Origin of the sequence: Lentzea jiangxiensis, assembly GCF_900104175.1 — a bacterium.
Taxonomy (GTDB): Bacteria; Actinomycetota; Actinomycetes; order Mycobacteriales; family Pseudonocardiaceae; genus Lentzea; species Lentzea jiangxiensis.
The window spans coordinates 1-25,346 of record NZ_FNIX01000040.1; the positions used below are offsets into that span (position 1 = coordinate 1).

The following is a 25,346-nucleotide window of genomic DNA, read 5'->3' on the forward strand; positions in this document are numbered from 1 at the left end:
AACCCATACGCCGCGGCCCACGATCCGTACTCCGGCGGCATGTCCCGCCACGGGGCACCGGTGCGCACCCGCCACCGGATCCCGTCGATCAACTGCCGCTTGCTCCACAACGACGGCCGACCCGACCGTGACGGCACAGGCAGCAACGGCTCCAGCCGCTCCCACTGCGCGTCGGTCAGATCGAACCGCCTCGCCACCGCTAAGGTGTCCACGAGGTCTCCGGTGTTCAGGTTTCTCTTCGCAGACAAACCCTCTACCGGAGACCTCCCTCATTCTTGATCATCGACACGCCCACCAGCGCTAATCCGGCTCAAACAGCCGTAGTCGACTTCGATACAGGCCCTAGTTCGTCCAGCGCGGTGGCGGGTCGTCCGACCCTCAACCATTCCCCGAGACCACGCCCGTCAGCGGGATTCTTGGCGGGCTGATGTTTCCGGGTGCCAGCTGCGGGAGCCTGCGAGGACCGTGTGGACAGGTCGGTTGACCTCATGTTGTTGCGCGCCAACGAAGACACCTTTCGGAACAGGGGACCCCGCCGTCTCAGCCTCCGGCCAAGAGTTCGAAGACGGCGGATCCGTGACGCGCTCGACCGATGCCGAGTGCGGGGTCAAGCATGCCGCAACACAGTCAGTAGTAGAAAGTCAAGGTTAGTGGGTTGAACCTCACATCTAATTTCCTTGAGAAGATTTAATGCCTCGCGGTGCCTCCTCCGTCATAAGGGGGCGAACCGCGAACCATCTCGATAGTTTTGCGGTTCGCCAATAGGGCTCAGGCCCTGGAACAGGTGGGTCACCACTCAGCCTCCGGCCAAGAGTTCGGAGTGGAGATCCGTCGTGACGCACTCGACTGATGCCGGGGCCCTCTCGACAGGGCGACGGCGAGGTCGGAGCGCAGCGAAGCGGTGGTGGGGCTCCAAGGAGCCCCACCACCTGTCGTGCATTGATTGCTCAGCCACCGGTGCCGGTGGCTGCCGGTCGTCTCGTGGAGAGCGGCACAGTTCGGTGTCGACGTGTTCGTGAAGACGGGTGGCGGCGGGAAGTCGCACTGGGGCCAGACGCGCGTCAACTACCTGCACTTCGAGGATCTGGCTCCGGAGATCGTGATCATCTCCGCTCTTCCGGCGTTCACCAATAACGACTACTACCGCCCCGGGGACAGCTACCTCGCCGCCGGCATCGACTCGACCGCGGAACCGCGCGTCGGCCTAGGTTTCGGTCTACCGGCAGAACCGTACGCTCCTGCACAGCAGCCCATCGGGCAGCTTCACGACGAAGGCCTGAAGCTCCAAGGCTTCGGCCTGAAGACGGTGGCGTTCCAGGCTGTCGGCTCGAAGTTGGCGAGTGCTGACTCGCTGGCTTGGTCGTATGCCGACTTCTGCAAGCTCGGGCTGCGACCCGTCCGCACAAGACAGAGTTGAACTGCCAAAACTACGCGCTCCACTGGTACGACTGCCTCAACCAGGTCATCGCCTAATGCAATGTCCCCAGAGGACTCATCCCTCGGGGCTTTCACTGCTTGAGCGTTCCGGTGTGAAGGTTCGGAGCGGATCAGCAGCGCTGGTCTGACTGCTGGACTGCTGCCCGCACGCTGAACCTGCAGTCGTCCCTCAGGATCCTGCGGATGTCGTCGATGCCGGTTTTGGCGGTGCTGGTGAGTCCATGGGCCAGTGCCAAGCGCACGACTCCGGCGGGATCGGAAGCCAGTCGTCGTCCGATGCCCTCTTCACTGTCGCCGATCTGTGTCCAGCAGTGAGCCGCGAAGGCGCGGATCGAAGGGGAGCGTGAGACGGCGAGCGCGAGCAGATCGTGCCTGAAGGTGTCGGCCGGCGCTTGGGCCAGCGAGTTCTCCAGCAGCCGGGGGTTGTCGATGTCGCCATCCATGAGGGTCAACAACAGGTTGCGGGCGATCCGGTCGCGCGTCTGCTCGTCCGAGGCAAGGATGACTAGCAGCCTGTTCGCCGCGAGTACCAGTTCTTCCGGCGAGGTCAGCCGTAGCGGGAACGCATCTTCGCTGCTGTCGATTCCCTGGCCAGCGGCGATCGACCGTGCAGCATCGATGTTCCTGGCACAGCCTCGTTGAAGACGTAAGGTGCGCCTGGGCACCGGTAGAACAGGATCATCATGAACAGCGGTTCCTGTCCGGGCTCGCGCCGGATGGGCACAGGAAACGCCTGGTAACCGGTATCGGCCTCAATGCGCCTGCAGTACTCCTTGGCCACCTCCTGGGCAGCCCGTGCCGAAGCAGCCCGTTCTCCCTGACCGCGCGCCTTCGTGCGCGCGTCGCTGAAGACCTCCCGCCACCACTCGCTGCCCAGGAACTGGTCGATCCTGGCCAACGACGCTGCCACGCTCTGCGGGTTGTCCACTCGCTGAGTGTCGTCCTCGCCTTGAACGGGGAGCCAGTCGATGTCCAGGACCGCATCAAGGTCAGCGGCATCCGCATCCGTCTCATCGCCGGTCAGCAGGCCGCCGATCCGCCACACCGAATGCAGGTTGAAGTTGAGCCAACACCTCGGTCGGTGGTCTGGTCGGTCGTCGGAGCAGGCGGTCGGTCATCTCGGGGTAGGGCAACCCGGTGCCGAACGGGTCGAGGAAGGCCAGCAAAGGCTGGCCTTCGGCCAGAGCCATCACGTGATCGAGGTGCTTGCTGACGTCGCCGTGGAGAGTCTCGTAGTCCCTACTCGACGCTTCGCGTGCAAGGACCTGGCACAGGTTCTTGAAGTGCTGTGGGGCCCGCTCAACGAATACGCAGTGCAGGGTGCGTCGGAACGCCTCCACCGCGTCCGCGGTCTGCATCGCCAGCAGTGGAGAGCCTTCGGCTCCGACCGATTGCCCCTTGTCGGGCTCGTAGCGGCCGGGTCCGGAGAACCCATCGAGATAGACCACCCGGCCCCGGTGGCGCTGCTGCCGGTCTTGGCCGTGAACACCGGCAGGTACTTCCGCAGGATCCGTGCTTAAGCACGGCCGCAGCCTGCTTCTCCTGGAAGAACTTGTCGTTGGCGGTCCACACCTCCTGATTATCCAATCAGGACTACCGCGAACCCTCGCCACCGACGTACCAGTAGCGCGCACAACCCCGAATGGTGGATCGTGGCCCGCTCAGCCGCGCCCTCACGCTGATGAAGTGCGGCCGCGACGAGCACGGGCGGTGGGTACGTCGATCCGGACACCGGCGAGCACTCATCGCCCGACCTGCTGTTCAGGCGGTACTTCCGCGCGCTCAACCGCACCGGTTCTGGAGGCCGGGCTTGCGCGTATGTCAGTCAGCTACCAGCAGCGCACGTAGTGGATGTGCGTGAGATGAATCCACTTCTCCGTCTGGTAGCGCTGCCCTGAGGAGTTGTAGAAGTTGCCGTACCGGAAATCACCGGAGAACCCGGTGACGTTAACGAATCCGCCACTCGCGGTGTATCCCACCAAGTCATAACCAGCGCCGCTGCTGTAAATCGGCTTACCGCTGTCGGTGTTGTACTGCCAGGTGGAGCATGGGATCGGAGTTGCCTGCGCGGCAGCCGTCGGGGCTCCGGCCAGGGCGAAAATTGCTACTGCAGCACCGATCAACTGACGAGTCTTACTCATTAGTTAGTCCTCCCGTCGACACGACTGGCCGTACAACACCTACCGCATTGCAGTGGTGCGACGGTAGTGGTCTGCAGTTCTCTGAATGAAAACTTATTCACAGAGTTCCGCGCTCACGTCACCCAGTGGGCCTAATGCGGTTGCAAAGTGCGATTACGAGAACGGTCGCTGGCCGCCCGCGCCTTCGCGCGGTTGGCACAGCGCTGGCAGATGATCCTGTGGCACACCGAAGTTGAGGGGAAGACGCCGGTCGAATTGGCGCCGCTGCTGGGCCTGGCTCCGAACAGCGTTGCCGCGCTGGCGTACCGCGCCCGCGAGGGCTTGCGACAGGCATACCTCCAGGTGCACCTGGTCGAAGTCGCAGCAGAGCGGTGCCGGACCGCGGCTGACCGGTTGGGTGCCTGGATGCGGGGGCGCGTTGTCCCGCCGCGAGAGGACGCAAATCGACGCCCACCTGAACAACTGCTGTGGCTGCTCAGTGCTGGCGAGCGAGTTGGCCTACGTAAACGCAACTTTGCGAGCTGGATGAACCGCCTCATCCGATCGAATGAGGCCCGCGGGCCACCGTGTCCACCTGGTTGACGCGTTCGACCCCATACCCCACGATAGCGGAGCATTTTGCTTCAACTTCGAGCAAGGAGGCACGATGCGCGCTGAAATTCTTGGCAAAGATCCCGAGTCCACCGAGGGTGCTTCACCTACGCTGTTCGCAACCGACAGGACGGACCGCGTTACCTACATCGCTCAGGGATGGAAGGTGACCGATCCTCAGGTGCTGTCGGACGTCGGCCCGGTGCCGGACCACGAGACCTTGGTCGAGATCCCCGAGGAAGTGCTCAAGATGTACGCCCTTCGCTACGGCCAGGAGAAGGGAGCGGACAGCTGACGCTCATCGAGCCTGGCCCGGAGTTCGCGAAGCTCTTTACGACCTTCGAGCACACGGCCTACCGGTTGGAGATGCGCGACCAGTACAACATCCCGCGTGAGGCTGAGCCGCTGGCCAAGTTCTTGGCCGGGGAGCCGGACATCTCGTATCACGAGGGCTGGGCAGACATGGTCCGGCAGGCGACCGCCGAAGGTCGTCGGTTCTCCCGTGTGCGGGTGGTGAGCTTCCCACTGACGAACTACACCCGCTTTGCCATGTGGGTGGCGGGGCACACTCGCGAGGCGGGTGACGACATCCGTTACCTCACCCGCGAGCAGGCGACCGGACTGCCGCCGTACGACTACTGGCTGTTCGACTCTTGCAAACTGCTCAAGATGCGCTTCTCCGAGGCCGACGAGTTCCTGGGCGGGGAGTTCATCGACGACCCAGCTGAGATCGTTCAGCACACCTACTGGCGTGATGCGGCTCAGCACCACGCCACCGAGCGAGACGAGTTCCTGTCCAAGCATGAGCAGCGCGACGACCGGCGTTGATGAGGCGCGCAAGGCACTTGGCAAACGACTCCGAGAGCTTCGGGTGGCCGCCGGGCTATCCGGCAAAGAGCTCGCGGAGTCGTTGTCGTGGCCAGGTTCCAAGATCTCGAAGATCGAGAACGGTCATCAGAACCCGTCGGATAACGACATCACGGCTTGGACCCAGGCCACCGGTGCGCAGCGCGAAACTGCCAGCTTGCTCGCGGCGCTCCACAACCTTGAGCAGCAACATGCCGAGTGGCAACGGGTTCTCAAGGGCGGCCTGAAGACCCACCAACTGACACTGTCGCAATTGGACGAACGAACCAAGCTGTACCGCGGGTTCGAGAACACGGTCATCCCTGGTCTGGCGCAGACATCCGAGTACGCGCGGGCCCGATTTGCTCAAGTGGTCATGGTGCACAAGGTGCCCAACGATATTGACGAGGCCGTAAAAGTTCGGATGCAGCGTCAGGAGATGCTGTACCGGCCAGATAAGCGCTTCCACTTCGTCATCACCGAGGCCGCACTGCGCTACCGGCTTGTGAGCCCGGACGTCATGATCGGCCAGCTTGACCGCCTGACGGCCATGACCTCAATGCGCAACGTCAAGCTTGGGGTTGTTGGCTTCGGGACGAAGTACGTCACCGATCCTCGCCACGGCTTCTGGATCTACGACGATCACCTGGCGCAGGTCGAGGTGTACTCGGCTGAGATCAACCTGCGACAACCGCAGGAGATCGAGTTATACACCAACATCTTCGAGCATCATGCCGGCGTCGCCAGCTACGGCGCCGAGGCGCGAGCCATCATCGGCCGTGTCATGAGGGAGTTGGCGGACGAAACCGAAGAAGATCTTGGCTCCTGATTTCCCTAGTCGAGCGTCACGAAGCTATTTCGAGCAAAACCGAGAAATTTTCTGTTCACTGAGTGATCACTTGCTTACTCTCCAAACGCGTCAAGCCCTCTGACCTTGGAGAAGAGCAACGTGATCATGCCTGTGCCCCTGTTGAGCGAGGATCGAATCAGCCAGCTCCCCCCGCGCGCCCAGGAAGTCGTGGAATACCGCAAAAGCGGGCTGAGCTTGAACCACATCCAGGGATGCTCTCTCGGGTGCGGGTACTGCATTCGGCACACCTACGGCCTGTGGGACGAGAACAAGCCCGTTGCGCTCATGTCGGATGCCCAGGCGGTTGAGCAGCTGGTGGGTCACCGCTACTTCCAATCCCACGTGACGCCGATCCAGGTGTTCAACCGCGCCACCGAACCCTTCCTTCCCAGGGTTCCCCACACCTTCGCCGTGCTCGAAGACCTGGACGAGCGTGAGCTGACTAACCACGTTCTCGTGATCACCAGACACCAGTTGAACGAGGACGACATCGACCGGCTTGACCAGCTCAGTCACATCAAGGTGACGCTGCTCTTCACGTACTCCGGCATCGATGACAAGAGGATCGAGCCCTACCCGTCCCACGTTGCGGCCGAGTCGTTGAAGCTCATGAGTTCACCGCGCATCCGCAAGTACCGCACGGTTCTCTACTGGCGTCCGCTGGTTCCGGGGCTGAACGACACCGATGAGCACTTGGCCGCCGCACACGAGCTGAGCAAGCACGCTGACGCCACGGTGTTCACGGGCCTCTTCTACCGGGACGAGATCGCCGCGTACTACAAGGCCAACAAGATCCCTGAGCCCTACCAGGGCACGGCCCGGCGGAAGATCGTGCCTGAAGAGCTTGAAGCGCGCGTACTCGAAGCCTTCTCCAACTCGGCGGCGCTGTTTCGCAAGACCTCCTGCGCTGTCTCCTACGTGCATGGTCTTCCGGACTACAACGGCCACTACGGCGTCCGGGAGCTGTGCGACATCTGCCCGCTCTCGCAACTGGAGCTGTGCGCCGGCGCCCACCGAACGCCGACCGTGGAAGAACTGCACCAGGTCGCAAGCGTGTTGCCCGATACCCGAACGCTCAAGGTCATAGACATCACTGACCGGGCAGCTCTCGTCAGTGGCCTGGAATCCGAGCAGCCCCGCTACTTCCTCCAGCACACGCTCGGCTTCCAGATCCATGACGAGCTTCACCCGCACCGCGAGAAGCGGCATGGCCGCGCCGAGATCGGATGGACGGAGAACCTGGCATGACGCATTGGACCTCTTTGAACTACGTCGTGGTCGACGTCGAGGGCAACGGCCAGCAGCCGCCCGACTTGGTGGAGCTTGCCGCCGTACCGATCGTCGGCGGTGTCATCGGCGAGGCGCGAACGTGGCTGGTGAAGCCAGACGAGCCGATCACCGGCTTCGCGAAGAGGATTCACGGCATCAGCAACGAGGATGTGCTGGCGGCTCCGCTGTTCGCCTACGTGGAAGCCGATGTGCTGAGGGCGTTGGATGCCTCGGCACTTATCGGCCACAACGCTCACGTGGATGTGGGGGCTATTCAGCGCAAGCTCGGCACCTGGCAGTGCCCCGAGGTGTTCGACACGCTCAAGCTGGCGCGTCGCCTCATGCCGGGTCTCGGCAGTTACAAGCTCAGCGCGCTGATCGAGAAGTTTGACCTCGCAAGCGGTCTCGACAGCGAGGAGAAGCCGCACCGAGCCAAGTACGACGCAATCGTGACGGCAAGGCTGTTCGTTCATCTGGCAGGCCGGCGAAGCATCGAGGAGCTGCGGGGTCAACCGGTAGGGGGTGGGTCCGATGAAGAGCCGGCTCTCTTCTGACCGCGGGCGCGGCCTGTTCGTCACCGTTGATGGCCCAAGTGGCGCGGGGAAGACCACGATCGTTCGGCACCTTGCTCAGATGCTCTTGGCTGAGGGCGAGCAGGTTCACATGACCGCTGAGCCGTCCAAGGGGCCTATTGGCAGGCTCGCCGCGGAGCTGACCGAAACGGTTACGGGCCACGCGCTGGCCTGTTTGTACGCGGCCGACAGGTACCACCACGTCGAGCACGAAATCGAGCCTCTCCTGCAAGCGGGCCACACGGTCATCTCCGATCGCTACATCGCCTCTGGTCTAGTGATCCAGCGATTCGACAACGTAGACCCCGTGTTCTTGTGGCAGCTCAACGAAGTCGCCAAGCAGCCCGATCTTGCGGTCATCCTCGACGCTGACCCGGAAGTGATTACGAGCCGCCTAGCGGCACGTGGGCCTCACAACCGCTTCCAGCGAACGCCCAGTAGCAGCTACGCCGAAGTGGAGTTCTACCAGCAGGCCGCAGAAACGCTGTCGGGCGCGGGTTTTGCGGTGTGCAAAGTGGACTGTTCCAGTCGACCGCCTGAGCGGTCAGCCGCGATCATCCGCCATGAGCTCATGAGCCTGCGAGCCGGTAGCGAGGTGATGAGCTCGTGAACACCCTGATCACGGAAGCAGACGCCCTGCGGGAATACCCAGAGCTGCAGCAGCTCGTGCACGTGAGGCGCGCTGGGTGGAACTTCCGCGTCATCGAGGACGACGCACACCGGCTGACCGGTCTGGCCGCCAGCATGAATCGGAAGCAGTACACCGACGCGCTCTTCATCTTTGACCGCACCAACGTCAGTGCCGTACGTCTCCTAGCCGATGAGTACGGCGGTGGCTGCGTCTGGAAGAAGTCAGGTGCGCACCTGCAAGAGATCGTGACCGATCTACTCGGCCTGCCCGAGCCGGGCGAGTCGGGTGCACCCACCTTGGTCACGAAGTCGCGCTTGCTGTGGACGCCGTGATGGCCAGTTTTGTGCATCAGGTCGTTCGAACCGAGGTGCCCCCGATGCGTGAAAAGCCTCGGTTCATCGACAGCCTCGAGCTAGTGGCGCTTCCCACGGCGGTGGCGGTAGCGCGCATGTTCATCTCCGACACGCTGAAGCGCTGGCAGGCCTTGTTCATCGAGGACTACGTGGCGGCTGTCGCGGTCGAGCTGGTGACGCTGTCCGTAGAGCAGACTGGAGGAGCGAAGGTTCCGAGCCTGATCATCCTGCGGATGCTCGGCTACCGGCGACACATCGTCTTCGAGGTCACGGACCTGCACGACGAAGCGCTCCAGCTATCTGCTGAAGCCGACGTGCCAGAGGGCAGGGGCTTGGGCCTGGTCGACGCGTTTGCTGACCGCTGGGGTTCCTTCATCAGTCCGCGAGGACGCGTGAACTGGGCCGAGCTGGCCGTATATGGACGTACGGCGGCCGGCCTGCCTCTACGTGACCCGCAACCGATTCCAGAGCTGAGCAATGTCCCGGACAAGCCGGCACTGACCGGCGACCTTGACCTGATTCGACGAATTCTCGACGGCCTCAACAAACTTTAGGTAGCGGAGACGAAAGCCTTCAACTCGAGGAATAACATGGCCAGCATTGCTGAGGTCCGGGCTACGGTCTACGGTCACCTCAATGACATGGAGCAAGCCGCATCTTCCGTTATGGGCTTGCAAGAGACCTTGGCCGGCGGTGCTCGCGGCGTCCGTGCGGCCGTCGATCGTAGGGGCGACTACTCCGCTCATGTGTCCGATACCGAAGCGCTGTTCGGTCCGGTAGTGAGGATCGCCGACGCCTGCACGGCTCTGAGTGAAGCGATCGCGGAGATGCGGGCAGTAGCAGATTCATGGTGAGGTCTTTCTGTCCTGCATCGCGAGATCACAGGTAATGAGCTTCCGTTCCACCCGTCGGGATTGCCTCGGCGGGTGTTTTTTGTCTCGCGCATTAATTAAAGCCGCTCCATATCATCGTGAACGCGGAGCGGCCTTGATCGCTGGCTGGATAAGGTAGAATTTGATATAGTAGATTCAATATAAGTGGAATTGGTAGCGCATGGCGATCGGCGCCTCCTCATCCTCGATCAAGCTGTCTGCTGATATTCCGCCTCGAGATCAGCGGCCACCTCGCCCGCGTGTTCACCCGCCGCACCGCCCAGGACGCCCGATGCGCCGCGGCACCCAGTAGAACACCGACGGCGCCCGCGCGGTCGTTCAGGGCCAGGTTGAGGCGGCGTGCGCAGTCGAGCAGCCCGACCCCGTGGCCGAGTCACTCGACCTCGCTTCTCCTGGCCGCTTACACCCAGCTCCGCCTCGCCCGCGGCCGCACCGCCGACCTGCGCCGGCCATGGAAGAAACCCGGACAGTCCAGCGATTGAGTCCCGCCCGAGTCCGCCGAGGATTTCGGAACCTACGCCCACAACTCACCTGTCCGGCCACTATCCCAAAACTCTCACGACCCGGCCCGGGCCGGGTCGCCAGCCAACCCAACCACAAGCCCGCCGCACGCCACGACGTCCACAGCGTCACCAGCACGAACAGACGACCAAGCGCGGCAACGAGAAGACATCCAGCACCCCACGACCTCGCCGAACAAGTTGAACCTCAAGCTAAGTGAACCTGACCTGACGTCGGGTCGGATTCAGTGAAATTGCCAGGGACCATCCCGGTCTCCAATGCCTTGAATGACCGCATTGTCTGCTCGTGTGGCCGATGCCGGCGCGATCAGCTGATGTTGATGTAACACGCCTGCGCCCGCAGGTTGCACGGCCGTGCACATCGGCTCCGCCGTCTCGGTGAATCTCTGTTTACTTCAAGTAAAGTGCGCCGATCATTCCCCTGTCGAACTGATCTTGCTAAAGTTGCTGTTCAACCTCGAAGGAGATAGATCATGGCGCAGAAAGTTCTCGTTCAGCTCGTCGACGACCTCGATGGCACCGTCGCGGAAGACGTCGAAACCGTCAGCTTCGGCCTGGACGGCGTGGCCTACTCCATCGACCTGAACCCCGCCAACGCCGCGCAACTACGCGACGCGCTAGCCGACTTCGTGGCAAACGCACGTCGTAGTGGTGGCCGCGCCAAGAGGCCTACGAGCATCAGGCGGACCATCGTGGCCGAGGCTCGGACCAAGGAACAGACGAAAGCGATCCGCGAGTGGGCGCGAACTTCTGGGTTTGAGCTTTCCGACCGCGGCCGTATCCCCACCAACGTCATCGAGCAGTTCGAGAACGCACATCGCTGAACTGACTGCGTGCAGCTTGTTGCGCTCGCGTGATCAGGGGTGTGGGCGTACGTACACACCAAGGTAGGTCCCCAGGTGAAGAGTCACGCCTGTTGCAGGTCGAGCGCAGGGGCAGAAGCGACGGCGCTGCAAGCCATGGGTGTTGCGAAGGCCAAGCCGACGACGATTGGCAAGCTTCTGGCCTTGGCGAAACTGTCCACGCCGACTCGTTTGCGCTGCCGGACCGGCGGCGGCACGAGGTGGTCCAGCACCGCAGATGCGGCTCGATCTGCAAGTCGCACAGCGCACGAGCGCCACATGCTGGACCGCCACACGAAGCCGACAGGCGCAGTGGTGCTTGGGTCGTGAGCACCGCGCTGCTCACGACCACGTCGGGGCTGTGTTGTCACGCACTCACCTCGGCGGGAACAATGTTGTTCCTAGGGTGGCAAGCAGGGCAGGCCGTGACTCGGTTGTCGTCGAGTTGAATCCACCGTCGATGAGGTTCGGGGCCATCGCAGTTCCCGCACCAGGCCGGACGCGCGGCGGCAGTGGGTACCGCAGGCGATGACTTCATCAACGACCTGATCCGTGCGCACATCACCGCTGCGGGGGAGTAGGCGCCGTCCAAATTCTGTGAGACAAGATCCTGTACCTCCCTGCTGGCGTGCCCGATGGACAGCGCCTCGAAGACCGCATCTTCCAGGCGCCTTCGATTTTCCGGTGACATGGGATGACGCTGATGTGCGAGCTGCACAATTCTTCGTGAATCGGCTGCGGCGTCGCCGCCCGGATCTGCGGTAGCCGCGCCGGCAACCCCAGGTGGGTGGAGGACGGTTCTGGACGGGTCGGGTGGCGCAGCTGCGTCAGGGGTGGGGTGGTCGTACTTGACCACCCCTGGGGTGGTCGCCGTGTCAGGGGTGGCGTCCTGCCGGAGGTGACGATCCATGACGGATGATCCGTCGGATGTCCCGCGCTCTGGTGGAGGTTTGACCAGCAAAGACAGATCAATCCTGTAGGTGTTGCTGCGTCGTCCTCCGCCAGGCTCGATGCAGAGAAGACCCGCCGACACCAGCTTTCTCAGGAGCCGTTGAACGGTCCGTGGATTCAACCTCGTCCGGCGGGCGAGCGTGTCGATGGACGGCCATGCTTCCGCGCCGAGGTCGTTCGCCTGGTCGGCGATAGCCAGAAGCAGAAGCAGCTCGTTTCCCGCTGCGGGTGCATATTCCCAGACGAGTGTTACGACTTTGATGCTCATCAGATCCGAGTCACGGTCTCGGAGAAACAGTGCATGATACGAGATCGTATTCCTTGAGTGTTATGGTTTCCCGGTCGGATAACTCGTAGATTTTCTTCAGATGCTCTGGAAGACGCTGCCGGCGCATCTGAGAGTCGCGCCGCGGTTCGGGGACATCGGTGCATGGCCGGGCGCGTACCTGGCATGGCTTCCTTGCTGGCTCGTGGCGTTGTGACGTCGGATCCTGGTTACTCATCCGCATTTGTTGACTCCCATCCTGTCGCGAACGGCCCTGAGGCTAGGGGCGACGGGGCATGCCGCGCTCGGGCAACCAGCGACTGGCGGGACGAGGTCGCCGCTGAGATGCGCGCTCGCCGATGACTGCTTCCCCAAGCGGCCGGGCTTGGTGCTCGGGTACAGCTGCGCGGTCACGGTCCGCGCGGTCGTTGAACGCTGCCGAGACGTAGCTGAGATCGCCTCGATCAACCCAAGCTATCTGTCCTTATAGGACTTGATTGTCTCTTTCCCATGGCTCAACGGCACCTTCGCTGCGCACTGTCGCAGCGGAGGTGCTGACCGCAACCAGCTCGATGCACCAAAGCGTGCCTCGATCTTGTCCGCCTCTGCAGCGACTCGGTCCGGATTGGTGACCTGAACAACGGAGGAGAAGACCTTGCATCGCATCAGCAACATCGAATCGCTCATTGCGAGCATCCCGGCGCTTCTGGGATTTCATCCCGAGAACTCGTTGGTGGCCGTCGTAGTGGATGCATCCGACAAGGTGATGATGGTCGCGCGCGTCGACCTACCCGAGGAACAGCACCAGATGCTCCTCGTCCATCAGTTCACCGAGATGATCAGCAGGAAGGATCGTGCCGTCGCCGCGTTCCTCGTTGTCGTCAGCGAGGAGCCCTGGACGTCTGAACTGCCGCACAGCGAGATCATCCACGCGATGCTGGCAGGACTGGATCGCGCGGACATGGCCGGTGTGGCCTACTGGGTGCAGGCCACGACGGCCGGCGCTTCCTGGTGTGATTACGTCGACAACACGATCAGCGGAACCATCCCCGACCCGGCGTCGACCGTAGTCGCCGCAGAGGCTGTGGCCTGCGGACAGCCAATCCTGTCCAGCCGTGACCAACTGGTCGACACCATGGCACTCGCGCAGGACACGGACCTGAATCGCCGCGCAGCGCTGATCGAACAGCTCGAGACGAACTGGGAATGGGACGAGGAGACCGGCCTGCGGGTCGTGGCGGATGCGCTCACGACGCTGGTGTTCGAAGGCAAGTCATTGCCCGACTCACGCATCGCCGCCCTCGCAGTCGTCCTTCAAAACCTCAACGTGCGGGACACCTGCCTCACCCTTGCCGTCGGGCCCATCAAGGCCGGCGCCGAGCAGCTCTTCCGTGAACTCGCCTGCGGTAGCCCTGCCTCGCACCGAGCCGAACCAGCAGCACTCGCGGCAGTGTGCGCCTATATGCGCGGAGACGGCGCTACCGCCATGATCGCTCTGGATCTCGCCTTCGCCTGCGAACCACAACACACGCTGTCGCAGCTACTGCTCCACGCTTTCTGCCACGCCGTCCCGCCAGCCGACATCGCCGACCTCGCAGGATCGGTTCCATCGGTGTTCGCATCCATTCATCCGCCGACCGGGATCAAGTTAAACGGCCAGGTGATCAGCGGATGAGCGCTCTCGCGTACAGCGCCTGCCTTGCGTGAGAAGTCACCACCGCGGCGCAACAGCGCCACAACATGAGGTCGAGTCCGACATCCCGGCATGAGCAAGCCGTTGCACAGCCTCGGCACGAAACCACGACGGCGGTCTGCGTCGCAGGCCGCCTTGGTTCGCTGACAACCAGCTCCTCATGGTCGACACCACGCCGACGATCCTCGATAGATCGCGAACCTCGGTGCGTTTCCCCGGTGCTGTAGGCGAAGCCCGAAGTACGTCCATCGAGGACAGATGCCAAGAAGTAGGCAGCAGCCGTCGACGCTCCTCGACAGCAGACAGATTCGATAGCCGGGACACAGCGTCGCCGGAAGCCAACGCGCTCCACATGAGCTGTCAGGCGCCGCAGTGCCCCCACTCTGAGAAACGGAGGTTCCGTACATGACCAGACTTTCTGAGCGGCCGTTCCCCCTCGCCTTCGTCGAGCTCGCTGCGAACGCGGGGGAGAAGGTCCGGTTTCGCCGCGGCGAAGTGATCTTCGCGGAAGGTGCGCCTGATGATGGGCTTTATATCATCGAGTCCGGCAAGGTGAAGGTCGGCCGCTCGTGCGCCGATGGCAGGGAACACCTGCACGCCATCTGCGGCCCTGCCGATCTACTCGGCGAGCTGGCGGCATTCGCCCCTGGCCCGCGTACCTCCACTGCAACCGCGCTGACCGAGGTGCAGGCCGTCTGCATCGACCACGCGTGTCTTCGGCGGTGGATCCTCACCAGACCCGAACTCGCCGACCATCTGCTGTGTTCCTTCGCCATGCAGGTGCGCTGCGCTACCTCCAAGCTGGCCGACCAGATCTTCTCGGATGTACCCGGTCGCCTGGCCAAGACACTGCTGCAGCTCGCGCAACAGTTCGGCGTCACCGAAGGAGCGTGCCTGCGGGTCGATCACGACCTGACCCAGGAAGAACTCGCCCAGTTCATCGGTGCCTCCCGCGAAACGGTGAACAAAACTCTCGCCGAGTTCACGCAGCGCGGCTGGCTGCAGGTACAGCACAAGAGCGTTCTGATCCTCGACGCCCACCGCCTGGCCAGGCGAGCTCATCGCAGCTAGGCGACCGGCCAAGAACTCTTTCTCCGCCGCGAGTACCGACTGCCATGGGCCTTTGCGTGCTCCCATACCTACGAGAAGGAGTCCGTGCCATGTCGCACGACCGCCTCGCCGCACAGATCAACCTCGCACGCCTCAACGCCGAGCATGCCGGGCGCCGACACGCGGAACTGTGCATCGCAGCCGCGTCACTGCCGATCCGAGCACACTATCCATCCGCAGCCGCACTCATCGTCGGTGTCGACGACTGGGCAGTGCAGCAGCGCGGAGCTCGTCTGCTCGCCGTTATCGGCCCCCGCGGCACCCTGCTGTGGCTGTTCGACCTCGAGGACCCCGACGAAATCAACGCCGTCACCAGCCCACCGGACATGCCGGCGTCGGCACCAGGGCCAGGCAACAGCGCAGACGCCTGTTGGGAGCAGTTGCGCGCCGAAGCCGAAGATCTGTTGAGCCGTGCACTGCGGCACGCTTCACCGGCGTTGCTGCAATGGCAACCGGAGGACGACGATGACGGCGAAGCCGGCGCGGATGCATTCAAGGTCGAGCTGCCCGCCAGTCTCGCCGTTCCCAACCGCCAGGCCGCAGCAGAAGACACCGTCTACACAGACGACCAAGCCGTCCGTCAGCCTTGCGCTCTCGAAGCCAGCACCAGCCTCGATCAGTATCTGGTGCAGTGCACAACACACCGCGTCGAGGACACAGTCGACGCCGCGGACAACGAGACCGCCCTGCGCCGCTTCCACTGCGACCGCGGTCGAAGGTGGACGTTCCTGGTACACCGCACCATCGACAAAACAGACGAGGGACTACGCCAGCTGACGCTGACCGAGCTGGCGGCCGAAATCCGGTTCTGGCTTCACGAAGACCACGACCGTGGTCGCAAGCTCGGCACCACGGCACGACAGGTTTTGAGCATTCGACGCTACCTGACCCGCAGCTGCATGCACGCGCTGCTCGATGTGAACATCATCCAGCTGTCCGCCTCCATAGCGCTCGTATGGGTCGCGGACATGGATTGTCCCGTCAGGCCGCCACTTGGACTCGCCGGCGAAGACGCCCATGCCGCCGACGGCGTGACCTACCTGTACGCCGTGATGGACCTCGCCGACTCGACCATAGCCGCGAATACGTCGTGCTGACGACCAGGGAGCGCGAAGTCGCAGCAGCACCAAAGTGCTGACCTTCACTCGTGCGATTCGTCAGCAGACGCGTGACATCACCTCACCCAGTGCACGTCGCCTGCTGAGTCCTGCCCTCACGGCCAAGCAGGCGCATCGCTGACATGACATCTTCGCCCCGCTGCGCCGGTCGCCGCCGCGTCCGCCCCTGCAACACAAGCTGCATCACCCAACCCAACGCTCCACATTGGAGACCACCGTGAACTCTCACAGCGACCCCGCAGACGACATCCTCCTGGCGCGGGCACATCTGTCACGAGCAGCCGAATCCGATCCCCAGGTACTGGCCGCCCTGGTGGCCCGAGTCGGACCCGTCGAAGCATCGAACATGGTCCGATGCGGCGAAGTCGCGCTGAGCGTCGCCAACGTGCCATCAGCCCGTGAAGCACAAGACCGCGCCCATCAAGACCTCGAGCTGATCACGGCCCGCGGCGGCAGGCTGATCACACCCGAACACGCCGAATGGCCACACCGAGCGTTCGCGAAGCCGGCGGATGCTGGCAACGGTGAAACCGGCGAAGGCGAACCACTCGCGCTGTGGGTGCGAGGACCACACCACCTGCCCGATGCGGTGGACAACGCAGTCGCTGTCATCGGCAGTCGAGCCGCCAGCGCCTACGGCGAACACGTGGCAAGCGAATTCGGGTACGGCCTCGCCCAGCAAGGCATGACGGTCGTCTCGAGCGCCGGATACGGCATCGACGGCGCCGCGCACCGCGGCGCACAACAAGCGAAAGGCATCGCTGTCGCGGTCTTGCCATGCGCTGCCGACGTGGCCTACCCGGCCGGCCAACACGGCCTGCTGAGCCGGATCGCCCGCGACGGCCTGATCGTCAGCCAGCACCCGCCGGGCATCACACCTGCACGGCACCGATTCATCACCAAGAACCGGCTCATCGCCGCCCTCAGCGCCGGCACCGTCGTCGTCGAGGCCGGACTGCGCAGCGGAGCACGCAACGCCGCCGCGATCACGGTCGAACTGGGCCGCGTCCTGATGGCAGTGCCAGGACCGATCACCTCGTCGACGTCACTCGGCTGCCTTGAACTGATCCGGGACGGCCACGCAACTCCGGTCGGCTCCGTCGCGCACATCGTGGAGTCGATGCAGAACACGTAGCCGCTGCGCTCCCGGCTCGACCGGCGACTACGCCGCGCTGCGAGGCGCTGAAACACACCGCATCACCTGCTCATCAAGCCGAACCTCATGACGAAGGACAAGGTGACGATGTTCATCTGCCGAACCTGCCAGTGCGTACTCGATGTCGTGACCGACACCGATGGCAGCACGCTCGTGCATCCGCCATCGGCCCCTCAGGACCACGAAGTCGTTCCCGTCCGCGCACCGGCTGACTTCGCAGGCGGCAAGTGCGACTTCTGCGGGCAGGGGCACCCCGCCTTCGTGCTTCCCGCCAACGACTTCCGCATCCCGCATGACTCCATGAGGATGAGTGAAGGGCCCTGGGCGGCCTGCGAGGCCTGCGCCGGGCTCATCGACAGCGAGAAGTGGACGAAGCTGGTCAAGCGTGTCAGCACCTGCATCGCCCGCAGCCAGGGCCGTGAGCGCGTCGATCCAGGCGATCTCGCCATTCTGCACAACCTCTATCGGGCCCTTCGTGCAAACATCAAGGGACCACTTCGTCGCCTGGGCCAGCCGTGAGAGCGCGTGAGCCCAGCCGCGGCACCTGGCTGTGAAATCCGGCAACAACAACCGTGTCGGCATCAAGACGAACAGACATCGGGCGCGTACGCGCCTTGAGCTGAGCGCTGACGCAGCAGCCGGCGACGCAGCCGTGCGTTCGCCTTGTCTTGCAGCCAGCGTATTTCTTACGCGTCAGGGCTGTATCACTGCGGGCATCGGCGATGCGCTGTCAACCTGCGGAGGAGCTGCGGATCGCGCAGGGCGATAGCGATACCTTAGTCCAAGCCCTATCTTTTCGCAGTTGCAAAGCTTGCTCGCCCAGCGCGACATGTCACATCAGATTCTGCTGCGATTGTCGGCGTCCGAAGCTAGCCGTCGGTCCTGGTGCAGGTGTCCGAGGTACTTGTCGAAGCGGCGCTCGCGCCGCGCAAGAGAATCCGACCGTACCGGCGTTCGATGACCGCCCGCAGGGGCACCATCTATCCTTCCCGGCGTTGTGACCTGGTGAAGATCGAGACTGGGCTGCAACCGGGCGCGACACCAGAGGCACCACGCTGATGCATGCCGTATCGGACAAGTTCGTTGTGATGGGACGCAGTCGTCTCGGCGTGTCCGACAGCGGTAGCAATGTGCCAGGCTGGCTGCTAGCGCCCGGATGGACAAGTTGATACGTAGGGCAATGCGGGGATGTGCTGCTCCCACTCGCTCTCGGTGAACCCGCCCTCCGCAACCTGGCAGGCCAGGCCGAGGTCGGAGTCGTAGTCGAGGTCCCGCAAGAGGCTCAGGGGCCACACGGATATTCCGTTCTCGGCCGACTTGATCAGAATGGAGTCGCCGACGACTCGTGGTACGTCCCACCGCCTGTCGGAAAGCAGGACCTTGGGTCGTGAGTTCGGGCCGAGCGCGTGCAGTTGGGTTCCGTTCATCGTTTCGATGGCGAGTATCCCGGCGTCGGATGCGACCGTCATTCTCGTCGGGACCGCGCGTGGCAGTGTCGCGATCACCTTGTTCGTGGCCAGGGATCGGATCTCGGTCGTGTCTGCGGTCGTGGTGGCGACGTGTTCCCGGTCGTCCGTCAGGTGGGCGGAGAACGGCAGTTCCTGGGTGGGGGCGACGCCGGACAGGTCGAGCAGCTGGCTGCGGTTGTTGAAGTGCAGGAACGCCCACCGGCCGTCGGCGCTGAGATCTGCCGTCACTGGTTGCCCGAGGTCGCGGCGCGCGCCGGTTGTCGCATTCCAGAATTCGGTGTGGCCGTCAAGCAGTCGCACCAGCGAGTGTCCGTTGGGCGCGCTCGCCCACACCGCCGCGATGTCGCTGCGGCTTGTCTCGCCGGCGAACGAGACGACGATCGCTACCGCACGATCGCTGACGAGCGCGTGCCCGTTGGCGATGAACTGCACGGTCGGGGCGGTGGACGTCCGTAGGCCGAGCGGCGTCTCGGCCTGGCTGGTCAGGTCGACAAGGAACACCTGCGTCCGGCCCGCCCGGACGATCGCGTGCCGACCGTCCGGGGCGACGGTGGCACTGGTCCAGTTCGTGGTGTACTCCAGCAGAAGATCTCCTGCGTGCCAACGCCAGACGGTCGCGGTGCCGGTGTCCATCGTGATCACCCGGTCGCCGCCGGCGCTGAACGTGCGCGGCCGGGCGGGCAGTGTGGCCATGGATGAGGTCCCGGAGTCGAGCCGCCAGATCGTGCGGTCGTGGACGGCCGTAATCGTCGTCCCGTCGACTTGCACCGAGGTGTTCGGGGGTGCGGCGATGGTCGGTTCACCACGCACAGCTTTCAGTGCCGCGAGATCGACATCGGTCGGGCGGATCGTGGCGAGCGCGAGGGCAAGGCGGACTTTGATTCGGGCGTCGGGTTCGCGTTCGATCCGCGCCTGGAGCTCTGTGCTGGCCCGCTGGTGGGTCCGAGTTTCTATGGCCTCCCGTAGCGACGGCACGGTGATCGTCGCCGTAGTCGCGGCGAGGACGAGCAGCGCGATGGTTGTGTGAATCGCTCGCCGGGTCAGCCCGCCGTGCGGTGGCCGGGACTGGGGGCGGGCGGTGGTGAGGTGTGCCTGGACGAGGTCGTGACGGAACTGGTACGAGCCACCTGACTGGCGCAAGACCTCACGACGGTGGGCGTCTTCCAGAAAGCGGATCACCCGCCACGGAAGTCGACCGCGTAGTGCCAGCAGGGCCTGAGCCGCGCGGAATCGTACCCACGGCGCCCCGGAGCCGACCGCGACCACGACAGCCAACACGATGCCGGTCAAGAGGCCGAGCTCCGGTGCATCGCGTTGGCCGCTCAGGCCCGTGACAAGCCACATGGCGATGCCGCCTGCGACCGCAGTGATGGACGTGACCAGGGCCAAGGTGATCGCGTCGCCGAAAACGACCGACCTGGCCGAGCGCGCTTGATCGTTGGCAACCGGGGACGCGAGCGCCCTGGCGATGCCCACCACCAAGCCGAGGCCACCGACCGCTGCGGCGGCGACGATGCCGCCGTACTGCAGTCCCCGCGGCAAGGAGTCCTCGAGGACGCCGACGATCGCACCCGCCGTAGCGGCCACGGGCAGTCCCACCAGCGCTGCCGTCCCCATTCCCGACAGCACTGCTCTGGCGAGGTCTCGTCTGCTCAGCGACGGCCGGGTAGGGGTTGCGGAGCGGGTCATCGCCAGGCCGTTCGTGATCACGCCCATCGCAGTACCGACCAGCATGAACACCAACGCTGGTTGCGACAGTTCAGCGAGGTAGTCCAGGTTGTTCAACTGGGCTTCACTGCTGTCGTCCAAGAAGACGATCACCGAGCAGAACGCGAGCGTTGCCAGCAATCCGTCTCGAAGGGCTGCGCTCACCACAGCCAACCCGATCCACCGGGTCGGCGTGCTGAGGACCGCCCGGCCCGTGCCGGGTCCGGCGATCGCCGCGGCCAGTAGAGGACACGCGAGCCCGAAACCGAGGGCGGCATTGAGTCGGCCACCCATGATCAAGACGCTGCCGAACACCGCAGGTGTCCCGAGGACCACGAGTACGACGGCAATGAACAGACCCACCAGTCGGGCCGGGACGGCGCGGTCGAGCTGCCACCAGTAGAGGTTGACGCCATCGGTGCGGCGGTCGGCGAGGTGGTTGGCGAGAGTGCGCAGCCACCGTTCGGCTTTCGCGGCTGGATACGCACGCTGACCGGCCTCGGTCCTGGAGTACACCGCGGGGAGGAATTCGGTGAGGACCCGGTGTGTCACTGCGTCCGCGCCTTGATCGGCGATGGTGAGCAGATCGGCCGGCGTCGACGCCGGCGCCCGGTAGGCGTCGCGGGCCAGCGACAGCATCAGCGGCGTCGAAAGGGCCTTCGCGAGGTTCTTGCCGTTGTCGGTGTGCATGCGGCTGACAACGGGGAGCCAGCGCGGATCGCCCACGGCCTCGTTGTCGCGCAGGTAGACACCGGCATCGTCGGGATCGATCGGCTCGATTTCCACGACGGCCGCCCGGCTCAGCGGCGTGCGCTGGGCGGTCAGCTTCTCGTACTCCGCGCCTCGGCAGGTCAGCACGATCCACAGGCCCTCGCTGGCCGCGTCGATCGCGGCCAGCGCCTGCGGCATCAGTGCCTTGGGCATCTCGTCCAACCCGTCCAGCACCGCCATGACCTGGTTGCCGGCCACCAATTCCGCCGCGCCTGATGCGCTGATGACGTCGGGGTACTCCTCGTGCACCCGCCGGGAGAGCCAGGATCCGAGCTCCTCGGTCGGGTCCCATCCTGCGATCGGCAGAAGGACCGGCACCGGGTCATTGTCCTGCGGTTCGGTCAGCAGATCGACCGTGAGCAGCATCGCCAGCACCGACTTGCCCGCGCCCGCCTCGCCCAGCACCACCAGCCGTCGCGACGGCAGCTCTCGGAACTGCCGCATCAGCTCGACCGTGGGTCTGGCCCCGGCGCGCAGCGTCAACCCGCCCGAGGGCGCCGGCGCCCCGATGACTCTGGCGGTCACGTTGTCGCGGGGTGACGGTGCCCAGGTCAGTCGCAGCGGCCGAGGAGTGCGGAGTTTGCGGATGCCGATTTCGCGGTCCCACTGCTGCCGCACCGCGCAGCGGAGCCGGTCACGGGCCTGGTCTGGGGCGCCGGCTGGTCGGCTTGACCGTATGGCCACCACAACGCCTGCCACGGTGACCACCAGCGAGAGGATCGCGATCACCAGGCTGGTAATCCCCGCGATGGAGTTCAGCCTGCTGAGCAGGTCGTCTCGTCGGGTGAACAGGAACCACACCAGCCCCGCCAGTCCGACCACGATGGCGATCACCGACAGCAACGGCGCCCGGCCGCGTATTCGACTCACTTCCAAATGATCGCTATTCACCGTGCGGCTGTTGCCAACCCGGCCCAATTTCCCTGTCAAGTGGACTGCGGCGAGCAAGTGAACTTCGGCGGCGTTGCTGGCTTGCACGGCCTCCGGACCGCGGCCTGATTCCGCTGTTGCCCACATCCGAAGCCACCGGCGAGGTGCACACAGCTCGCCTCATGGGCAGTCGGAGATGACTGCCTGCGGAGTGCAACTTGCAGTACACCGCTGACAGACAGCCGCCGTCACAACGACACCAGATCCGGGATGCAACGGCCGCACTCGTCTCTGCATGAAGCAGCTACGAGCTGCGCTGATCTTGGTCAACTTACGGCGCGCAAGGCAGCCGCGCCTTCGTCAGCGACCAGTGCGGTGAACGACGGGGCAGTTCTGCGGTCTCGACCTGATGGCCGCCTTGCGCGGCACTGGACCTGAGATGGCCGCATTCCGCGCCGAAGGATTCCTGCGACGGCGTTGCCGCCCGCCGATCTTGCCTGGCCGGCAACGACACAGCGGGTTCATCTCCATCCAACCCTGTGAGGAAGTGATTGATGCATCGTGAAACCGAATCCGCAGCCACTGCTGCATCGACCAGGCCGTCCGAGCCTGCGGATCCCACTGCGTCGACCGTGGTGTTGCGTGCACCTGATGCGACCGCGCCGCTGGTGTCCGGCTGGTGTTGTCCTGAGGGCGACCTGATTCCCGGTGTGTACGCGCCGGTGATCGGTGACACCGCCGACGGGGTTCAGCGCTGTGATCAGTGCTGCTACTACGGCAGCGACCTGGACGCCGCGCTCGCGCTGGCCTGCCACATCGAGAGCGGCCAGGTGTGGTTCCGCCCGCAGGACGCGACGGAGGCCGTGCGCTACGACGGCACCCCGACCGCTCTGATCCTCGATCGGCACACCGACCCGTGGATCACCACAGCCAACGGTGCACCTGTCGAGTGGACCTTCGACCTCATCCGCCGCTTGTGGAACCAGCCCGGCCACCTGCCCGGCTGAACCGACTTCAGACCACGATCCTCCGCCGCCTCGCAGCAGACCCGGCGACGCACACACCCTCATCCGAGGGCAGCCATCGGCATTCTCGGCCGCGGCGTGCCTGGTGGGGGAGGTGACGCCGTCCGGGCATGTGGCATGGGCGGGAAACCTCAACCACGACAAGGACAACGCCCGTGGAAGATGACCGTCTGTCTCAGCCTGCACGCAACGCGTGGAAACCCCGGCGCTCACAGGAGCTGCCGGCGATGCGTGACCGCCAAGTCAGCATCGTGCGAAGCCCTGCCTATCACGACATCACCGCGCAGATCCTGCAGCGCGGCAACAGCTCCTACTTCATGCCGAAGATCATCGGCGTCTATGACGAACACGACCCCGACCATGACGAGCTGCACCACCTCGCCCAGGCGCGGCTGCTGTGTGAGGCCGAAGCGGCACGGCTCGCGGCGCCGACACCGATCTGGCACGCCACCGCGGACATGACCAGCCTTGCCTTGGCGATCGCCAAGACGCCGCCGATCGAACCGGCCAACCCAGGTCGGCTCCCCTCGGAGTCCGGGTTCATCGTGTTCGACGAACCGATCGGTGGCACGACCGCGTCGATCCACAACCTGACCAACGGCCTGTGGGATCTGGTACGCCGCGACCTGACCATCACAACGCCGGTCATAGCCGCGGCCTGGTCGACGTGGAAAGCCACCGGTGACGGTCCGGGAGTGCAGTGGTACCGCCGCAGCCCGTTCGGCGTCGGCCTGCCAGTGGAGGCCTCCTTCGAGGGCGTCTGGGTGCACTTCTACACCGAGGTGCGCGACCTCTACGGCCAGCTCGAGCCCGATGAGCCACTGTGGACTCACCCATCCGGTGAGATCGTCACTGCAGCCCAGGTGTTCGAAGCTCAGAAGCACGCCGGCACGCCGCAGCTGGAGATGCACGCGGACATCGTGCTGCGGTGGGGATCGCACCTGCCTGCCGCGCCGAAACCGGACAGCCGCCAAGAGTGGCTCAACGTGCTCTACACCTGCTGGCAGTTGTTGTCCCAGCGCAGCACCCCTGCACGAACTCCGCTGCTGCAGGTCGAACACCTCGCTCCGCGGCGCAAGCACAACGACGGCGAGTCCGGTGTGCGGGTGGTGCGGGTGCATCCGGACTACCGGCCATCCATGCACGCGGCCGCACGAGACGCTGCGTTGTCCACCGGTCGTCGGGCGGGCTCGTGCGAGTACCGCTGGCCTGTGCCGCCACATCGCAGGTCGGTCTGCCGCAATCCGGCCGGGCACCACCTGGACCCCGAGGAGTGCACGAAAACTACGCACGTCGACACGATCGTGATGCCGCACATCAACGGGCCAGTCGGCAAGCCACTACGGATCCGGCCACGCGTGCGCAAGTGGGACAGGCAGCCTGGCGACCACGCCGCCGACTGACCCGCGCTTCCATCCACCACCTGGAGCCAAAGACATGACCGAGAACAAGATACGCGCGGACATGGTGCCGGCACTGATCACGCAACGGCCGGTAGTGATCCTCGTGCCCGATCCGTCAGACGTCTGCGGCGTGAAGAAGATCCCGCGCCGCGTCACGGGTGCGTTCTGTACCGACACCGCCCACACCCACGGTCGCTGGACGTTGTACTTCGACCAGACCGACGGGTACGCCGCCGCTCTGGTCACAGCCGCGCACCACGAATACGAGCTGACCACGACGGACAAGTTCCTCGCCTGAAGGCCTTTGAGTCTGCGCGGCGATCTGCTCAATCACCGCGGGACGTGTAGGAGCGTGATCCGCTGGCGACCGCAGCGCGAGAAGCCGGTCCACACCAGTGCAAGCAGTAGGCCTTCGACGAAGCTGTGCAGCAGCACACGACGCTCATCAGTGAGCCGTCAAGGGCAGACCGGCATGAACCGATACCGCCACGACGGACTCCTGCTCGCCTACGTGTAGCTAGTGGCGCGTCACGCAACGTTGGCCGGGTAATGGGTCCAGGTGCGGATGGGTGAGTCGGTGGCGAAGCCGGTCTTGGGCTTGGCGCGGGCGTTGCGCCAGCGGATGTAGGCGGCGATCGCGGTGTTCTGTTCGGTGTGGCTGCGATGGTCGGTGCCGTTGAGGGCGAAGTAGCGCAGTGCGGCGAACTCGGCCTCGATCCAGTTCAGCCAGGATCCGTAGGTCGGCAGGAACACCAGCTCGATCTGGTTGCCGGCGGCCCACTTGCGGATGTCGGGGTGGCGGTGCGGGGAGAAGTTGTCCATGACCAGGTACAACTTCTCGCCGGGCCAGCGGGTGCGCAGC

27 protein-coding genes and 1 pseudogene are annotated in these 25,346 nt (G+C 64.4%); 20 read left to right on the forward strand and 8 right to left on the reverse strand.

The window, feature by feature from the left end; genetic code table 11:
• Window positions 1-197, reverse strand: a 197-nt coding sequence (locus tag BLQ91_RS39095; protein WP_245734309.1) for a transposase, incomplete at its 3' end; no start/stop codon positions are given.
• A gap of 812 nt (window positions 198-1,009) precedes the next feature.
• Between BLQ91_RS39095 and BLQ91_RS39100 the strand changes: the two genes are divergently transcribed.
• Window positions 1,010-1,417: a deazapurine DNA modification protein DpdA family protein gene (locus BLQ91_RS39100; protein WP_143023087.1), complete on the forward strand. Its 408-nt coding sequence runs from the start codon at window positions 1,010-1,012 to the stop codon at window positions 1,415-1,417.
• Between the two features lie 130 nt (window positions 1,418-1,547).
• On the opposite strand, the gene BLQ91_RS41945 is transcribed toward BLQ91_RS39100, so the two are convergent.
• The 4 genes from BLQ91_RS41945 to BLQ91_RS40880 all read right to left on the reverse strand — a co-directional run bounded on the left by BLQ91_RS41945 (window position 1,548) and on the right by BLQ91_RS40880 (window position 3,578).
• Window positions 1,548-2,102, reverse strand: coding sequence for a hypothetical protein (locus BLQ91_RS41945; protein ID WP_176960203.1), 555 nt, complete (start codon window positions 2,100-2,102; stop codon window positions 1,548-1,550).
• Window positions 1,985-2,482 (reverse strand): hypothetical protein, encoded by a 498-nt coding sequence (locus BLQ91_RS39110; RefSeq protein WP_090105535.1) that lies wholly within the window; start codon window positions 2,480-2,482, stop codon window positions 1,985-1,987. The genes BLQ91_RS41945 and BLQ91_RS39110 overlap by 118 nt, the downstream gene beginning before the upstream one ends.
• Window positions 2,448-3,071, reverse strand: coding sequence for a three-Cys-motif partner protein TcmP (gene tcmP / locus BLQ91_RS39115; protein WP_090105537.1), 624 nt, complete (start codon window positions 3,069-3,071; stop codon window positions 2,448-2,450). Before tcmP ends, BLQ91_RS39110 begins: the two co-directional genes overlap by 35 nt.
• Window positions 3,072-3,266: 195 nt before the next feature.
• Complete coding sequence (locus BLQ91_RS40880) at window positions 3,267-3,578, reverse strand: hypothetical protein (protein ID WP_143023089.1); 312 nt, start codon at window positions 3,576-3,578, stop codon at window positions 3,267-3,269.
• 159 nt (window positions 3,579-3,737) lie between these two features.
• Here BLQ91_RS40880 and BLQ91_RS43245 point away from each other — a divergent pair.
• The 11 genes and pseudogenes from BLQ91_RS43245 to BLQ91_RS39170 form a co-directional block, all read left to right on the forward strand.
• Window positions 3,738-4,101: pseudogene (locus BLQ91_RS43245) on the forward strand (zf-HC2 domain-containing protein); the annotation flags it as partial.
• 234 nt (window positions 4,102-4,335) lie between these two features.
• Window positions 4,336-4,464 (forward strand): hypothetical protein, encoded by a 129-nt coding sequence (locus BLQ91_RS43535; protein WP_281199907.1) that lies wholly within the window; start codon window positions 4,336-4,338, stop codon window positions 4,462-4,464.
• Window positions 4,465-4,469: 5 nt separating this feature from the next.
• Window positions 4,470-4,997 (forward strand): DUF6879 family protein, encoded by a 528-nt coding sequence (locus BLQ91_RS39130; protein WP_342670695.1) that lies wholly within the window; start codon window positions 4,470-4,472, stop codon window positions 4,995-4,997.
• Complete coding sequence (locus BLQ91_RS39135; protein ID WP_090105538.1) at window positions 4,972-5,844, forward strand: helix-turn-helix domain-containing protein; 873 nt, start codon at window positions 4,972-4,974, stop codon at window positions 5,842-5,844. Before BLQ91_RS39130 ends, BLQ91_RS39135 begins: the two co-directional genes overlap by 26 nt.
• Before the next feature lie 126 nt (window positions 5,845-5,970).
• Window positions 5,971-7,113, forward strand: coding sequence for a radical SAM protein (locus tag BLQ91_RS39140; RefSeq protein WP_090105566.1), 1,143 nt, complete (start codon window positions 5,971-5,973; stop codon window positions 7,111-7,113).
• Complete coding sequence (locus BLQ91_RS39145; RefSeq protein ID WP_090105539.1) at window positions 7,110-7,688, forward strand: 3'-5' exonuclease; 579 nt, start codon at window positions 7,110-7,112, stop codon at window positions 7,686-7,688. The genes BLQ91_RS39140 and BLQ91_RS39145 overlap by 4 nt, the downstream gene beginning before the upstream one ends.
• Window positions 7,666-8,316, forward strand: a complete 651-nt coding sequence (tmk, locus tag BLQ91_RS39150) for a dTMP kinase (protein ID WP_090105540.1) — start codon at window positions 7,666-7,668, stop codon at window positions 8,314-8,316. The genes BLQ91_RS39145 and tmk overlap by 23 nt, the downstream gene beginning before the upstream one ends.
• Window positions 8,313-8,669 (forward strand): hypothetical protein, encoded by a 357-nt coding sequence (locus BLQ91_RS39155; protein ID WP_090105541.1) that lies wholly within the window; start codon window positions 8,313-8,315, stop codon window positions 8,667-8,669. The genes tmk and BLQ91_RS39155 overlap by 4 nt, the downstream gene beginning before the upstream one ends.
• A 44-nt stretch (window positions 8,670-8,713) precedes the next feature.
• Window positions 8,714-9,244 carry an ATP-binding protein gene (locus tag BLQ91_RS39160; RefSeq protein ID WP_143023090.1) on the forward strand — a complete coding sequence of 177 codons (531 nt, stop codon included), beginning with the start codon at window positions 8,714-8,716 and terminating at the stop codon, window positions 9,242-9,244.
• Between the two features lie 36 nt (window positions 9,245-9,280).
• Entirely contained in the window at window positions 9,281-9,544 is a 264-nt protein-coding gene (locus BLQ91_RS40885) for a hypothetical protein (RefSeq protein WP_143023091.1), read from the forward strand.
• Between the two features lie 1,033 nt (window positions 9,545-10,577).
• Window positions 10,578-10,928, forward strand: coding sequence for a histone-like nucleoid-structuring protein Lsr2 (locus BLQ91_RS39170; protein WP_090105543.1), 351 nt, complete (start codon window positions 10,578-10,580; stop codon window positions 10,926-10,928).
• A gap of 385 nt (window positions 10,929-11,313) precedes the next feature.
• Here the strand turns inward: BLQ91_RS39170 and BLQ91_RS39175 are convergent, their stop codons facing one another.
• Entirely contained in the window at window positions 11,314-12,165 is an 852-nt protein-coding gene (locus tag BLQ91_RS39175) for a helix-turn-helix domain-containing protein (RefSeq protein ID WP_090105544.1), read from the reverse strand.
• Window positions 12,166-12,817: 652 nt separating this feature from the next.
• Here BLQ91_RS39175 and BLQ91_RS39180 point away from each other — a divergent pair.
• From BLQ91_RS39180 to BLQ91_RS39200, 5 genes are all read left to right on the forward strand, one after another.
• A complete protein-coding gene (locus tag BLQ91_RS39180) occupies window positions 12,818-13,837 on the forward strand; it encodes a DUF4192 domain-containing protein (RefSeq protein ID WP_090105545.1) in 1,020 nt (339 codons plus the stop codon).
• Between the two features lie 423 nt (window positions 13,838-14,260).
• The gene (locus tag BLQ91_RS39185) at window positions 14,261-14,926 is read left to right on the forward strand and encodes a Crp/Fnr family transcriptional regulator (protein WP_090105547.1); all 666 of its coding nucleotides are present in this window, start codon (window positions 14,261-14,263) and stop codon (window positions 14,924-14,926) included.
• A gap of 89 nt (window positions 14,927-15,015) precedes the next feature.
• Window positions 15,016-16,062 (forward strand): hypothetical protein, encoded by a 1,047-nt coding sequence (locus tag BLQ91_RS39190; protein WP_143023092.1) that lies wholly within the window; start codon window positions 15,016-15,018, stop codon window positions 16,060-16,062.
• Window positions 16,063-16,300: 238 nt separating this feature from the next.
• On the forward strand, window positions 16,301-17,218 hold the full coding sequence (locus tag BLQ91_RS39195; RefSeq protein WP_143023093.1) for a DNA-processing protein DprA: 918 nt from the start codon (window positions 16,301-16,303) through the stop codon (window positions 17,216-17,218).
• Window positions 17,219-17,305: 87 nt separating this feature from the next.
• The gene (locus tag BLQ91_RS39200) at window positions 17,306-17,758 is read left to right on the forward strand and encodes a hypothetical protein (RefSeq protein ID WP_090105553.1); all 453 of its coding nucleotides are present in this window, start codon (window positions 17,306-17,308) and stop codon (window positions 17,756-17,758) included.
• A 626-nt stretch (window positions 17,759-18,384) separates the two neighbouring features.
• On the opposite strand, the gene BLQ91_RS39205 is transcribed toward BLQ91_RS39200, so the two are convergent.
• Complete coding sequence (locus tag BLQ91_RS39205) at window positions 18,385-22,164, reverse strand: NACHT domain-containing protein (RefSeq protein WP_176960205.1); 3,780 nt, start codon at window positions 22,162-22,164, stop codon at window positions 18,385-18,387.
• Between the two features lie 530 nt (window positions 22,165-22,694).
• On the opposite strand from BLQ91_RS39205, the gene BLQ91_RS39210 reads away from it, so the two are divergent.
• The 3 genes from BLQ91_RS39210 (at window position 22,695) to BLQ91_RS39220 (ending at window position 24,782) form a co-directional block, all read left to right on the forward strand.
• Window positions 22,695-23,063: a hypothetical protein gene (locus tag BLQ91_RS39210; protein WP_176960206.1), complete on the forward strand. Its 369-nt coding sequence runs from the start codon at window positions 22,695-22,697 to the stop codon at window positions 23,061-23,063.
• A 128-nt stretch (window positions 23,064-23,191) separates the two neighbouring features.
• Window positions 23,192-24,484: a hypothetical protein gene (locus BLQ91_RS39215; RefSeq protein ID WP_143023096.1), complete on the forward strand. Its 1,293-nt coding sequence runs from the start codon at window positions 23,192-23,194 to the stop codon at window positions 24,482-24,484.
• Window positions 24,485-24,518: 34 nt separating this feature from the next.
• Window positions 24,519-24,782, forward strand: a complete 264-nt coding sequence (locus tag BLQ91_RS39220) for a hypothetical protein (RefSeq protein ID WP_090105560.1) — start codon at window positions 24,519-24,521, stop codon at window positions 24,780-24,782.
• A gap of 230 nt (window positions 24,783-25,012) precedes the next feature.
• Here the strand turns inward: BLQ91_RS39220 and BLQ91_RS39225 are convergent.
• The coding region (locus BLQ91_RS39225) for a transposase (protein ID WP_176960207.1) at window positions 25,013-25,346 on the reverse strand (334 nt) is incomplete at its 5' end.

What these genes read in the sequence shown, in the direction of transcription:
- BLQ91_RS40880 (WP_143023089.1), bottom strand. Translation starts at nt 3,578, where the DNA reads ATGAGTAAGACTCGTCAGTTGATCGGTGCTGCAGTAGCAATTTTCGCC.
- BLQ91_RS39135 (WP_090105538.1), top strand. Translation starts at nt 4,972, where the DNA reads ATGAGCAGCGCGACGACCGGCGTTGATGAGGCGCGCAAGGCACTTGGC.
- BLQ91_RS39140 (WP_090105566.1), top strand. Translation starts at nt 5,971, where the DNA reads ATGCCTGTGCCCCTGTTGAGCGAGGATCGAATCAGCCAGCTCCCCCCG.
- BLQ91_RS39145 (WP_090105539.1), top strand. Translation starts at nt 7,110, where the DNA reads ATGACGCATTGGACCTCTTTGAACTACGTCGTGGTCGACGTCGAGGGC.
- tmk (WP_090105540.1), top strand. Translation starts at nt 7,666, where the DNA reads ATGAAGAGCCGGCTCTCTTCTGACCGCGGGCGCGGCCTGTTCGTCACC.
- BLQ91_RS39160 (WP_143023090.1), top strand. Translation starts at nt 8,714, where the DNA reads ATGCGTGAAAAGCCTCGGTTCATCGACAGCCTCGAGCTAGTGGCGCTT.
- BLQ91_RS40885 (WP_143023091.1), top strand. Translation starts at nt 9,281, where the DNA reads ATGGCCAGCATTGCTGAGGTCCGGGCTACGGTCTACGGTCACCTCAAT.
- BLQ91_RS39170 (WP_090105543.1), top strand. Translation starts at nt 10,578, where the DNA reads ATGGCGCAGAAAGTTCTCGTTCAGCTCGTCGACGACCTCGATGGCACC.
- BLQ91_RS39175 (WP_090105544.1), bottom strand. Translation starts at nt 12,165, where the DNA reads ATGAGCATCAAAGTCGTAACACTCGTCTGGGAATATGCACCCGCAGCG.
- BLQ91_RS39185 (WP_090105547.1), top strand. Translation starts at nt 14,261, where the DNA reads ATGACCAGACTTTCTGAGCGGCCGTTCCCCCTCGCCTTCGTCGAGCTC.
- BLQ91_RS39190 (WP_143023092.1), top strand. Translation starts at nt 15,016, where the DNA reads ATGTCGCACGACCGCCTCGCCGCACAGATCAACCTCGCACGCCTCAAC.
- BLQ91_RS39200 (WP_090105553.1), top strand. Translation starts at nt 17,306, where the DNA reads ATGACGAAGGACAAGGTGACGATGTTCATCTGCCGAACCTGCCAGTGC.
- BLQ91_RS39215 (WP_143023096.1), top strand. Translation starts at nt 23,192, where the DNA reads ATGTGGCATGGGCGGGAAACCTCAACCACGACAAGGACAACGCCCGTG.
- BLQ91_RS39220 (WP_090105560.1), top strand. Translation starts at nt 24,519, where the DNA reads ATGACCGAGAACAAGATACGCGCGGACATGGTGCCGGCACTGATCACG.